The sequence below is a fragment of the Vulcanococcus limneticus LL genome, from assembly GCF_002252705.1.
GTDB lineage: Bacteria > Cyanobacteriota > Cyanobacteriia > PCC-6307 > Cyanobiaceae > Vulcanococcus > Vulcanococcus limneticus.
The window spans coordinates 1-9693 of record NZ_NQLA01000077.1 but is presented as its reverse complement, the minus strand read 5'-3'; the positions used below and the strand labels follow the sequence as shown (position 1 = coordinate 9693).

The following is a 9693-nucleotide window of genomic DNA, read 5'->3' as shown; positions in this document are numbered from 1 at the left end:
GCGGCGCTGCTGCAGGTGGCGGGACAGCTGGGCGGGAGCACCGCCGCCCTGTTGCGCCAGGCTGCCGCGCCGGGGGAGGAGGTGGTGGAGCTGCTGCGGCGGGATCCGCAGGCAGAGCTGCAGGCGCTGATGGATTGGCTGGAGCCTTTGCCGCCAAGTGCCTGAGGCGTGCTCACGCTTACCTGCTTTGAAGACGAGGACTGGCAGTCGTGAGGTCAGAACCCCCGAGGATGGATCCCGCCGCTCCCACCCCGCCCCGGTGCCAGGACGGTTCAGTACCGAACCGCGCCCGCGCTACGGACTGAGGCCTATGTCCTGACAATGTCGGGCATTCAGGGCTAGCGTGGCTTCCAGGTGGAGGACGCCATGGCCGGATCCCAGCGCCGTAGCGAAAAGCTCGACCTACGGCTGACGCCGGCCGCCAAGCAGACCCTGCAGCGCGCGGCAGAGGCCGCCCAGCGCAGTGTGAGTGAGTTCGTGCTGGAGAGCGCCCTGGCCAGTGCCGCCGAGACCCTGGCGGACCGGCGAGTGTTTGCTCTGGATCCGGAGCGCTGGCAGGCCTTTGTGGCCGCTCTGGATGCCCCGCCGCAGCGCCATCCACGGATGCAGCGGCTGCTGCAGGAGCCCAGCGTGTTCGAGGGCTGAGCAGCCAGCTGATCCCAGATGCCCCCTTGGACGATCGAGCCGCTGCACGCCGGCCACGCGGTGGAAGACTTCAACTGCGGCGATGACGCCCTCAATCGCTTTCTGGTGCGCTACGCGCTGGTGAACCAGCGGGCCCACGCCAGCCGCACCTATGTGGCCCTCAAGGACGCGGAGGTGGTGGGCTTTCACACCCTGGTGGTGGGAGAAGTGGCGCCTGATCAGGCGCCCGAACGTGTGCGCAAGGGGCTGGCCCGCCATCCGGTTCCGCTGATGGTGCTGGCGCGCCTGGCGGTCGCCCGGTCTCACCAGGGCCAGGGCCTTGGGGCTGGACTGCTGAAAGATGCCATTTTGCGCACTTTGGCGGCCGCTGATATTGCCGGTATCCGCGCCTTGGTTGTGCACGCCAAGGATGAACGGGCCCGCAGCTTCTATGGCCATTTCGGCTTCCAGTCCTCCCCTACCGATCCCTTGCATCTCTATGCCCTCATCAAGGATCTCAAGGCCCTAAGGGGTTGATGGACAGGGATGACGTGCCCGTGGTGTCAACCGGCGTCAGGTGGAGTGTGAGGGTGTCCCATGGCGCCGGGGCTGGTGGCGTTGATGCTGCCCGCCCGGCGTCATGGAGCATCTGAACGGGGGCTATGTCCAGCTGGGGCTGTTTGCCCTTGTCTTTGGGGGTCTGCAGCTCTGGTGGATCGGCAGCACCCTGCGTGGCCGTCGCCTGGCCAGGCCGATGACGGAGCAGGAGTTCCGCCGTTCGCTGGAGCGCATCTGGTCGGGGCCTCAGCAACGCCGTTGAGCGCGGCGGTTCGCTGCAGCAGAGCTGCCGCTGCGGGATGGGCCAGGCCCTGGCGCCCTTGATGCCGGTCACCGTGCTGTGCGTGGATGGTGATTCTTCCGTTGCGATGACACCCGAGCTCGCGGCCTCTGTTCTGGAGGCCTTGCTGCTGCTCCACGAGGAGCTGTCCGTGGATCCGCAGACCCCCTGGTACGTGGGCATGCCGGATCAGACCCAGGTGCTCCATGACGAGCTCTGGCTCCTGGCCGGTGAGCTCCCGCACCGTTCCAGCCAGGCCCTGGTGGAGACCTGGTACCGAGCTGGTCGCTCCAGCCTGTTGCCTGTGGCCTGCACTGGTGCGCTGGTGAGCGACCGGCACCAGGCGGCCTGAGGCGGCGGCCTCCCGTGGGCTCGATCAGGCTCTGGTGGCGCTGGAGCCCAGCAACAACAGGGGGTTACTGCCGATCCAGGCCCGGGCAAGGCGACTAAAATGGCCCCAGCGCCGGAGCAGTCCATGGCAGCTGTGGTCACAACTCAGGGTTCGGTCCTGGATCTCAAGACCCACCTCTCCGCCTGGCTGTCACGCCCCCAGGCCGGTGACTTCGTCCAAGTGACCTCGCACCGCAAGCGCATTGCCCGCATCAAGGCGATCCGGGCCGAGGGGCCTGCGGCAACGACACCGCTGCAGCAGGCCCTGGACGCTGGAATCGTGAGCTGGAACGGGCAGAAGCCAGTCCTGGCTGCGCCGGTCCGGTTACAGGGCGAGGGGAAGCTGGTGAGCGCGATCGTGCTGGAAGACCGGGGCTGAGCGTCGACGCTGTTCTGCGACATCAGCGCCCTGATCAAGCTGTTGATTGAGGAGCCGGACTCCGAGCGGATGCTCTGCGCAGCCGCCTCGGCGGAATGGATTGCCGTTTGCCGCATCACCTGGGCTGAGGCCACCGCCGCGATGGCGCGTCGCGCCCGAGAGGATCCGGCCAGTGCCGACGCCATCGAGCAGGCCCGCCAGGGCCTGAGTGGGCTCTGGTCGGCGCTGGTGATTGTGGAAGTCAACCAGCCGCTGGTGGAAGCCGCCGGCCGCCTGGCCGATGGCTTTGCTCTGCGTGGGTATGACAGCGTTCAGCTGGCCGCTGCCCATCAACTGCAGAGCAGCATGGAGCAGCCGGTCACCTTTGCCTGCTTTGACAGTCGCCTCAATCAGGCGGCCCAATTACTCCAGCTGCCCATCCTTGCTTGACCGCAAGGACCATCGCTGTCAGGCGTCATCTGATTGTCCTTGCACAATCAAAACAAGCCCCCAGTTCTGATGCAATCGGAGTCACTGGTCTTGCTGTTGCTGCACGTCCCCTGAGTTGCTTTCAGGGGTAGTTGGATCAGCCGACAGTGCTTGATCGCCACCCGGCGGCAGGGGGTGAGGATGTCACACGGCGCCAGGGCTGCGCGAGCCGGCGAGGCCGCTGCGCGGTCACCGGCCCTGGCGCTCGTGTGATCTTGGAGTCCTTGCCGCCGCCGGGGCTGGTGGCGTTGCTGCTGCCCGCCCGGCGCTCTCCCGCGACTGCGGTGGCCAGCCTTTCGTAGGCCCGTGCTGAGGTCTGAGGGCAAGGGTTTCGGCTGTCGTTGGGGCTGCAATGTGGGCTGTCTCTGGGGGTGTCATCTGGCCTGTCATGGCTGGCCTTGCGGCTGCTGATTGATCCATGGTCTCGTTCGCACTGATGGCTAATTCAGGTCCGTAAAGAGTCATTGAGAGGGCCCCGCTCCCGGCCCCGCTTCCGTGGCTAGTACGCCCGTGCTGATATAATTAGAAGGTGCTCAAGGGATGGCGCCGGGCGGGCCGGGCTCCTTGAGTCAGCCCCTTTCGCGTTGATCGTTATCCCATGCAATCCGTTGCTCAGGCCGCCGCCTTGGTGCCGCCTGATTCATTGCTTCTGCGCACAATTTCCCCCGCTCCTGATCCTCCCGGTTGCCGTCAGCTGGTGGTCGTCGCCGCTGGTGGCCGCACACTCGCCTGGAGCCCCAGCCGCGTCGCCGTCCATCTCCTGGAGATCACGGGAGGCCGCATCGTGCAGGCCCTGTTCCATGGCGCCGCCCCCGGCGCCGATCGCGCCATTGCCGCCGCCGCCAATCAGCTCGGCTGGCCCGTGATCGCCTGCCCCGCCCTCTGGCAGCAGCACGGCCGATCTGCCGGTCCGATCCGCAACCGCCAGATGCTCCACCAGGCCATCGCCCAGCTCGCCCAGCTCGCCCTGCTTCCGGCCGGTGCCGCGTTGCTCGTGGTGGCCTTCCCGGGCGGCCCTGGCACCGCCTCCCTGGTGCAGCTCACCCGCAGCCTGCAGGCCCGCTCCTCCCTATCGATCGAGCTGCTCACCATCCGCGCCTGAGGGGGGGCTACGCCCCCTTTGTGGCTGGGTTCTGCTGCATTGCCGGGGTTCTGCTCGGGCACTTCTCACACACGTCTGCTTCGCCATGTCCGTCGCCATTCCGATCACCGCTCTAGTCGCTCCCGCACAGCCCAGCGCGGCAGCGGGCGCATCTAGTGCCCCCCTGCCCAGCCTCTGGGAGCTGGGCAGCGAACTCCAGTCTGAAACCCACTGGATCGCCCGTCTCGCCGAACGCCTCGACACCGACGACGAGGCCGAACGCGCCCGTGCCATCGCCGATCTGGAGGAATCCCTCGCCATCGAGCAGGACAAGCGCGAGGCCTTCACCCGCAAGGCCGATGCCACCTGCTGGGTGATTGGCCGCCTGCGCGCCGAGGCCGGCTACCACCAGGGTCAGGCCAAGCGTTACGCCGCCCTCGCCAAGGGTGAGGACAGCCGCGCCGATGCGCTCGAATCCACCCTGATCCAGCTGCTCAGCCGCCTCGATCCCACCGCCACCACCCATCGGCTGATCGATCACCGCCTCACCAGCCGCAGCAGCGATGTGGTGGAGATCGACGACCCCGACGCCCTGCCCGCCGAACTGGTGGCCCTCCACACCAGCCGCACGCCGGACAAGCTGTCGATCAAGGCCCGCATCCGCGCCGCCATCGCCGCCGCCACCCTTGGCCTCGCCAAGCCGGATGCCGCCCAGCTGGCCCTCTCCATCGCCGCCACCGCCGTGCCCGGCGCCCGGCTGATCAAGCGCCGCCACTGGTCCATCCACTGAGGGGTGGGGCCAGGGTCCCCCTTGCGATGGGGTGTTGCAGCGGCAGGCCGGGGATTGGCTCAGGACTCCCGGTCTGCGTCGCGCCCCTTCTGCTGATCCATCGCTCCGCTGATCCATCGAGCCACAGCACGTCTCTCATCGATCGCCATGACTGTCATCACCACCGCTGCCCAGGCTGCCCATACCGCTGCGGCTCCTCTGCGCCGGGCCGGGCCCGCCGGCCGTGCTCCCTCCACCCTGCAACTGCTGCGCGACACCCTCCAGCAGGAGGCCGCTGCGGGCGAACCAGCCCCCGTTCCATCCGCGTCAGCTGCTGGTCACTCCGTTGCCGCAGCGATGACACAGCCGTCTGGCGGCTTCTCCGCCGATCAGATCGCCGCCCTCGCCGCTCCTCTCGATCGCGCCCATGTGCGCCAGCGGGAGCAGGGCCGCAGCTCTGTCAGCTACCTCGAGGGTTGGCAGGTGATCGCTGAGGCCAACCGCATCTTTGGTTTCGACGGCTGGCAGCGGCAGACCATCGCCCAGCACTGCGTCAACGAGCGGGAGCGCCCGATCGGCCGTGACCAGAAGCCCGGTTGGGGCGTCACCTACACCGCCCAGGTGCGCATCACGGTCGGCGGCCCCGGCCAGGCCCAGGTGATCCGCGAGGGCAGTGGTGCCGGTCATGGCATCGACTGCGACCTGGGCCAGGCCCACGAATCGGCCCTCAAGGAGGCCGAGACCGACGCCATGAAACGGGCCCTGATGACCTTCGGAAACCCGTTCGGCCTGGCGCTCTACGACAAGCGCCAGCGGCAGGTGAGTGCGGCGCCCGCAGCCGCCCCCGCGGCTGGGCCCACAGCGCCGCGCAGCGTGAGTGCCGCCGCGGTGGCACGGCCCGCCACGGCCCGGCCCACTCCTGCGGCAGCGGCCGCAGCGGCTCCCCTGGTCCAAGCCACGATCCAGGCACTGCAGGAACGCATCAAGGCCCTGCCCGTTGCCCGGCGGGAGGCCTTTGCCAAGGGCTTTCGCGCTGCCTTTCAGGTGCCCGAGGCCCAACCCTCCCTGGCAGGGCTGATCACGACGGCCCGCCACCGGGAGTGGATCGAGGTGTTTCTGGGGGAGGGCGGATCCGCTAGGGAGGTCTAACCCACAGCTCCGGTATGAAAAAGGTATAGATTGAACACCGTATGCGGTTTGAGTTCGATCCCTCCAAGAGTGCAAGCAACCGGGCCAAGCACGGCGTCGACTTCCTTGCCGCCCAGGACCTCTGGCGGGATCCAGCCCTACTGGAGATCCCGGCCCAGACCGCGGGCGAACCGCGGTTTCTGGTCATTGGCCGGATCCATGACAACCACTGGTCGGCCGTGATCACCTATCGCCAGCAGACCGTGCGTCTGATCTCCGTCAGGCGGTCTCGTCCAGAAGAGGTGGATCTCTATGAACAGCTCTGACTTTGATCGGCGCTTCGATGATGGGGAGACGGTGCTCGATGCCCTCGATCTCGCCCAGGCCCGTCGCCATCGCCTCGAGCAGAAGCGCGTCAATGTCGACTTTCCGCTCTGGATGGTGGAACAGCTGGACCGGGAAGCCAGTCGCCTGGGTGTGACGCGCCAGTCGATCATCAAGGTGTGGCTTGCCGAGCGGCTGGAGCGCCCTACCCGCATGCCGCAGCCCGATGCAGAGGGTCTCCAGATCCCTTGACGCGTGGTTGAGGGCCCGGGCGTCCCGCCAGGCGAGCACTCGCCTGGCCCACTGGGCGGCTCCCCGCCCTTCTCGCCCTTGACTCTCCACTCGACTGGAGGGTGCATGGTTGGGTTGTGGGCGGGGCTGAGGCTCCTCCCGCGATCCCCAGACCATCACCAACCCGGAGAATCACCATGGCTTGGACCTGTTCCACTCCCCTCACCCAGCCCGCCGCCTGCCCCTGCGGTTGCGGTTGCTCCAGCACCTGTGCCTGCACCAGCGGCGGCACCTGCGACTGCGGTTGCAGCTGCACCGCCGATCGCGGCGACCGGCAGGGCTGACGGCCTTCTGAGGCCATAAAAAAAGGGCCGCTGCAGCGGCCCCTGACACGTTGCTTTGAGCCGGCGACTCAGGCGGCGAGAGGCTGCTCCACGGGGGCAACGGTCTCCGTCACCGGCACGACCGCAGGCTCGCTCACCGCCACAGGCTCAGCAGGCGCCGTGATCGGCACCAGCTGCAGATCTCCCTCACCGACCTTGATCTGCAGCCCGTCGCCGGGCTTGAGCTGGATCTGGGAGGTGTAGGCCCGACCCACCGTGACCGAACCGCTGGCCTGCACCTTGGTGGTGTAGGTCAGCTCCCGCACCTCGTTCTCATCACCATCGGTGAGGGCGATGCCCTTGGCGGCGAGCAGGGCCAGATAGAAGTCGGTGTAGTTCAGCCGCTCGCTGCCCTTCTTGGTGGTGCTCACGTACCCGCAGGTCCGGACGATGTCGGCCTTGGGGGTATCGCCCAGCTCGAGCACCTTGGCGACCAGTTCAGCTCCAATCAGCATGGAGGTTCGAAATCGAACAAGCCAAGGCTACTGGCACTCTCCGGCGGACTTGCCCCCGCTCGATTCCGGCAGGCCCAGCCCGATTGCCTCCGGTCTCGTTGTCCGCCGGCATCAACGCTGAGCGGGTCGGAACCCTGCGCACCGGCGCAGTTGAGTGCCATGGAAACGGCGTGGCCCCTCCCAGCGTGCCCACGGCGCCGGCGGCGGCAAGGATCAGGCCGGGCCGCTGGCGCGGTCCTTGCCGCCGCCACCGCAGCGGGCCTCGGTCGGGGTGTTCCACGCCGTTGCTTCCATGGCCCTCCCCTCCGCTCCCTGCTGCGAGATCCGCACCCTGGTGCTGCACGTCTATCCCGATGGCATCAAGGCCTATGGCCATGAGCGGCTCACCACACCGCTCGGCCGTCGCGGCAAGCCCGTCAAGAAGCTGCGCCTGATCCCTGCTGAGCGGGCCCATGCCCTGGCACGCAAGCTGCAGGGGCGCTTCGGCACCACGGTGTCGGTGCTCTGATTGACCGGCGGGAGGCCTTCGCCTCCCGCACCGGCCGGGACAACCGGCCGGTGTTCAGGCGCGGCCGGGAGTTGGCAGCGCGTCTGGCGACAGGCCTGCACCGCACGTTTGCGAGAGCAGGGCATCGGCTCGCTCGGCGGGGGGCAGGGCGCCGTCGCCTGAGCAGCTCGTCAGCACTGGATCGAGGGCAGGTAGACCCCGGGCGGTTCGGCGTACTCCCCGTAGGACATGTAGGAGAGCTGCTTGAGCGTGCGGTGGCCGGCCTCCAGCGCACGGCGGAACAGATCCGTGTGATGGAGCGGGCAGAGGAACACGGCCATGGGGGCCGGGACATGCCGGGCGCTGTGGGCGATCAGGGCCAGCAGATCGTCCTCCGTCTCGGCGGCGGCGTGGCCGAACAGGGAGACGATCCGATAACCCACCAGGCGGCCGTCCCGCTCCCGCCCAAAGCCGGGAATGCCTCCCGCCAGCAACCCCGCGGCGTCGCCGGCGCGGGAGAAGCCGTAGGCGGCCGCGCTCAGCCTCCGGACCTCCACCAGATCGGCGGCGCTGAGCGGCCGGATCGCGGGATCATCGGCGGGCGCGGCAGTGGGCTGCATCGCTGCCGCTGTGCCCCGCCAGGCGAAGCCCAGCCGGCTGTAGAGCGCCAGCGAGGTGGTGTTGATGGCCTCCTGGAACAGGCGGGTGGCACGGATGCCCCGGCGCTCCGCTTCCCCCAGCACCCAGCGCATCAGCTCACGGCCGACGCCCCGGGACTGGAGCGCCGGATCCACGGTGATCGGTCCCACCCCGGCGATCGGATCGGCATGGAGCAGGAAGTTCGACCCCACGGGACGCCCGTCGAGGACCGCCACGACGCCGGTGTAGTCGGGTCGGCCGGCGACATGGGAGAGGATCATCTCCGCCGTGTCGACGTCGGCGATGTCCCGGGGCACGCCATGGCGATCGTGCAGGCTGGCGAAGGCGTCGTGGCAGATCCGGGCCAGCTCAGGAACGTGCTCGGGTTGCAGCGGGATCAGCTCGAGAGCCATGGGGTGGAACGCTCACGGTGCGTCCATCCTGGCCGGATTTCAGCGGGCAGATCCGCCATGAAGCGGTTCTCGCTGCGGTAGGTCACGTCGCGGCTCAGAGGCGAGATCCGCCAGCGCCCTGGGCCGCAGCCCTTCCGGCGCTCTGAGGATCGGCTTCGCGCAGGCCTTCTCATGGCCCGGGGCGGCCTCGCCTGACACAACCCGTGTAGGCAGGGCAACCAAAGGCTCAGGTCGTCTCCTTGCTGCGTTGTTCAAAGGTGCGAATGGCAGCCAGAAGGCCTGGTAGAGCCTGCTGGCAGATCAACAGCACCTGCTCGGCATCGAGATCGAAGTATTGGTGCGCGATCACATCGCGGAACCCCATGGCTCCCTTCCAGTCGATGTCAGGAAAGCTGGCCGCCAGCAGACCAGGCTGGAGCTTCTCCAGTCGTTTGAGGGCCTCCCCTGCTGCGAGGAACTGCATGCAGATCACATCGAGCAGGTCCTGGCCTTCCTCATGGTTCAGCAGTGCCGGATCGCTCAGCAAGGGTTGTGCCTTGCGCTCGATTCGCTCCAGGGCCTGCCGCAGCGGCGTGAGCAGCAACAGCAGGTCGCCGCTCACGCGCTGATGCCTTCGTCAAGGATGGCCTGGCGCAGGGCTGGATTCATGTGCTCGCGCAGGCGCACCAGGTCAACCCGGCGTTGCAGCAGCTCCTCCAGCTCCTGCTTGAGGTGCACCGTGGCGTAGGGCGTGAGGGGATCGAGTTCGACCCACACATCCACGTCGCTGGTGGCTGTGGCCTGGTTGCGGGCCGTGGAGCCGAACAGGCCAATGCGTTGCAGCTGGTAGCGCTGCCGCCACTCACTCTGGTGCTCACGCAGGAGCGAAAGGACCTGATCAGGGCCGAATAGAGGCACGGCGGCTGCGCTGGCCATCTCAACAGTCTGAGCACCCCAGTATCGGATGGATCCGCTGGGTCGCCCAGCCCATGGCGTCGATGGGTGCGCTCGGTGCAGCCCCTGCCCCACCGGCTTTCTGTGGATCGGCTTCGCGCAGCCCTCCTCATGGTCCGGGGTGGCCTCAAGGGCTGCGCAAGTCAGCCGG

17 protein-coding genes are annotated in these 9693 nt (G+C 68.0%); 13 read left to right on the top strand and 4 right to left on the bottom strand.

Annotated elements, in window-relative coordinates; genetic code table 11:
- Positions 1–366 precede the first annotated feature (366 nt).
- The 12 genes from CJZ98_RS16640 (at position 367) to CJZ98_RS18920 (ending at position 6576) form a co-directional block, all read left to right on the top strand.
- Positions 367–645 (top strand): type II toxin-antitoxin system TacA family antitoxin, encoded by a 279-nt coding sequence (locus CJZ98_RS16640; protein ID WP_094592239.1) that lies wholly within the window; start codon positions 367–369, stop codon positions 643–645.
- A gap of 18 nt (positions 646–663) precedes the next feature.
- A complete protein-coding gene (locus CJZ98_RS16635; RefSeq protein ID WP_094592236.1) occupies positions 664–1161 on the top strand; it encodes a GNAT family N-acetyltransferase in 498 nt (165 codons plus the stop codon).
- Between the two features lie 103 nt (positions 1162–1264).
- Positions 1265–1444 carry a hypothetical protein gene (locus tag CJZ98_RS16630; protein ID WP_094592235.1) on the top strand — a complete coding sequence of 60 codons (180 nt, stop codon included), beginning with the start codon at positions 1265–1267 and terminating at the stop codon, positions 1442–1444.
- Positions 1445–1550: 106 nt separating this feature from the next.
- A complete protein-coding gene (locus CJZ98_RS16625) occupies positions 1551–1814 on the top strand; it encodes a hypothetical protein (RefSeq protein ID WP_094592238.1) in 264 nt (87 codons plus the stop codon).
- Between the two features lie 123 nt (positions 1815–1937).
- The gene (locus tag CJZ98_RS16620) at positions 1938–2231 is read left to right on the top strand and encodes a prevent-host-death family protein (protein ID WP_094592237.1); all 294 of its coding nucleotides are present in this window, start codon (positions 1938–1940) and stop codon (positions 2229–2231) included.
- A gap of 9 nt (positions 2232–2240) precedes the next feature.
- Complete coding sequence (locus CJZ98_RS16615) at positions 2241–2660, top strand: type II toxin-antitoxin system VapC family toxin (protein WP_094592234.1); 420 nt, start codon at positions 2241–2243, stop codon at positions 2658–2660.
- Positions 2661–3297: 637 nt separating this feature from the next.
- Complete coding sequence (locus CJZ98_RS16610; RefSeq protein WP_094592233.1) at positions 3298–3801, top strand: SLOG family protein; 504 nt, start codon at positions 3298–3300, stop codon at positions 3799–3801.
- 85 nt (positions 3802–3886) lie between these two features.
- Complete coding sequence (locus CJZ98_RS16605) at positions 3887–4570, top strand: siphovirus Gp157 family protein (protein WP_094592232.1); 684 nt, start codon at positions 3887–3889, stop codon at positions 4568–4570.
- Positions 4571–4717: 147 nt separating this feature from the next.
- Positions 4718–5698: an RAD52 family DNA repair protein gene (locus CJZ98_RS16600; protein ID WP_094592231.1), complete on the top strand. Its 981-nt coding sequence runs from the start codon at positions 4718–4720 to the stop codon at positions 5696–5698.
- Positions 5699–5739: 41 nt separating this feature from the next.
- Positions 5740–6003: a BrnT family toxin gene (locus CJZ98_RS16595; RefSeq protein WP_094592230.1), complete on the top strand. Its 264-nt coding sequence runs from the start codon at positions 5740–5742 to the stop codon at positions 6001–6003.
- Complete coding sequence (gene brnA, locus CJZ98_RS16590) at positions 5990–6253, top strand: type II toxin-antitoxin system BrnA family antitoxin (protein WP_094592229.1); 264 nt, start codon at positions 5990–5992, stop codon at positions 6251–6253. The genes CJZ98_RS16595 and brnA overlap by 14 nt, the downstream gene beginning before the upstream one ends.
- A 176-nt stretch (positions 6254–6429) precedes the next feature.
- The gene (locus tag CJZ98_RS18920) at positions 6430–6576 is read left to right on the top strand and encodes a hypothetical protein (protein ID WP_198537914.1); all 147 of its coding nucleotides are present in this window, start codon (positions 6430–6432) and stop codon (positions 6574–6576) included.
- 68 nt (positions 6577–6644) lie between these two features.
- Here the strand turns inward: CJZ98_RS18920 and CJZ98_RS16580 are convergent, their stop codons facing one another.
- On the bottom strand, positions 6645–7070 hold the full coding sequence (locus CJZ98_RS16580) for an AbrB-like transcriptional regulator (RefSeq protein WP_094592227.1): 426 nt from the start codon (positions 7068–7070) through the stop codon (positions 6645–6647).
- Between the two features lie 292 nt (positions 7071–7362).
- On the opposite strand from CJZ98_RS16580, the gene CJZ98_RS16575 reads away from it, so the two are divergent.
- Positions 7363–7578 carry a hypothetical protein gene (locus CJZ98_RS16575; RefSeq protein WP_094592226.1) on the top strand — a complete coding sequence of 72 codons (216 nt, stop codon included), beginning with the start codon at positions 7363–7365 and terminating at the stop codon, positions 7576–7578.
- 170 nt (positions 7579–7748) lie between these two features.
- Here the strand turns inward: CJZ98_RS16575 and CJZ98_RS16570 are convergent, their stop codons facing one another.
- The 3 genes from CJZ98_RS16570 to CJZ98_RS16560 all read right to left on the bottom strand — a co-directional run bounded on the left by CJZ98_RS16570 (position 7749) and on the right by CJZ98_RS16560 (position 9524).
- Positions 7749–8609 carry a GNAT family N-acetyltransferase gene (locus CJZ98_RS16570; protein ID WP_094592225.1) on the bottom strand — a complete coding sequence of 287 codons (861 nt, stop codon included), beginning with the start codon at positions 8607–8609 and terminating at the stop codon, positions 7749–7751.
- A gap of 226 nt (positions 8610–8835) precedes the next feature.
- Positions 8836–9210 (bottom strand): HepT-like ribonuclease domain-containing protein, encoded by a 375-nt coding sequence (locus CJZ98_RS16565; RefSeq protein ID WP_094592224.1) that lies wholly within the window; start codon positions 9208–9210, stop codon positions 8836–8838.
- Complete coding sequence (locus CJZ98_RS16560; RefSeq protein ID WP_094592223.1) at positions 9207–9524, bottom strand: nucleotidyltransferase family protein; 318 nt, start codon at positions 9522–9524, stop codon at positions 9207–9209. The genes CJZ98_RS16565 and CJZ98_RS16560 overlap by 4 nt, the downstream gene beginning before the upstream one ends.
- Between the last annotated feature and the right edge of the window lie 169 nt (positions 9525–9693).

Excerpts from the sequence above, each read along its gene's own strand:
- CJZ98_RS16640 (WP_094592239.1), top strand. The coding sequence starts at position 367 with ATGGCCGGATCCCAGCGCCGTAGCGAAAAGCTCGACCTACGGCTGACG.
- CJZ98_RS16635 (WP_094592236.1), top strand. The coding sequence starts at position 664 with ATGCCCCCTTGGACGATCGAGCCGCTGCACGCCGGCCACGCGGTGGAA.
- CJZ98_RS16630 (WP_094592235.1), top strand. The coding sequence starts at position 1,265 with ATGGAGCATCTGAACGGGGGCTATGTCCAGCTGGGGCTGTTTGCCCTT.
- CJZ98_RS16625 (WP_094592238.1), top strand. The coding sequence starts at position 1,551 with ATGACACCCGAGCTCGCGGCCTCTGTTCTGGAGGCCTTGCTGCTGCTC.
- CJZ98_RS16620 (WP_094592237.1), top strand. The coding sequence starts at position 1,938 with ATGGCAGCTGTGGTCACAACTCAGGGTTCGGTCCTGGATCTCAAGACC.
- CJZ98_RS16610 (WP_094592233.1), top strand. The coding sequence starts at position 3,298 with ATGCAATCCGTTGCTCAGGCCGCCGCCTTGGTGCCGCCTGATTCATTG.
- CJZ98_RS16605 (WP_094592232.1), top strand. The coding sequence starts at position 3,887 with ATGTCCGTCGCCATTCCGATCACCGCTCTAGTCGCTCCCGCACAGCCC.
- CJZ98_RS16600 (WP_094592231.1), top strand. The coding sequence starts at position 4,718 with ATGACTGTCATCACCACCGCTGCCCAGGCTGCCCATACCGCTGCGGCT.
- CJZ98_RS16595 (WP_094592230.1), top strand. The coding sequence starts at position 5,740 with ATGCGGTTTGAGTTCGATCCCTCCAAGAGTGCAAGCAACCGGGCCAAG.
- brnA (WP_094592229.1), top strand. The coding sequence starts at position 5,990 with ATGAACAGCTCTGACTTTGATCGGCGCTTCGATGATGGGGAGACGGTG.
- CJZ98_RS18920 (WP_198537914.1), top strand. The coding sequence starts at position 6,430 with ATGGCTTGGACCTGTTCCACTCCCCTCACCCAGCCCGCCGCCTGCCCC.
- CJZ98_RS16580 (WP_094592227.1), bottom strand. The coding sequence starts at position 7,070 with ATGCTGATTGGAGCTGAACTGGTCGCCAAGGTGCTCGAGCTGGGCGAT.
- CJZ98_RS16575 (WP_094592226.1), top strand. The coding sequence starts at position 7,363 with ATGGCCCTCCCCTCCGCTCCCTGCTGCGAGATCCGCACCCTGGTGCTG.
- CJZ98_RS16570 (WP_094592225.1), bottom strand. The coding sequence starts at position 8,609 with ATGGCTCTCGAGCTGATCCCGCTGCAACCCGAGCACGTTCCTGAGCTG.
- CJZ98_RS16560 (WP_094592223.1), bottom strand. The coding sequence starts at position 9,524 with ATGGCCAGCGCAGCCGCCGTGCCTCTATTCGGCCCTGATCAGGTCCTT.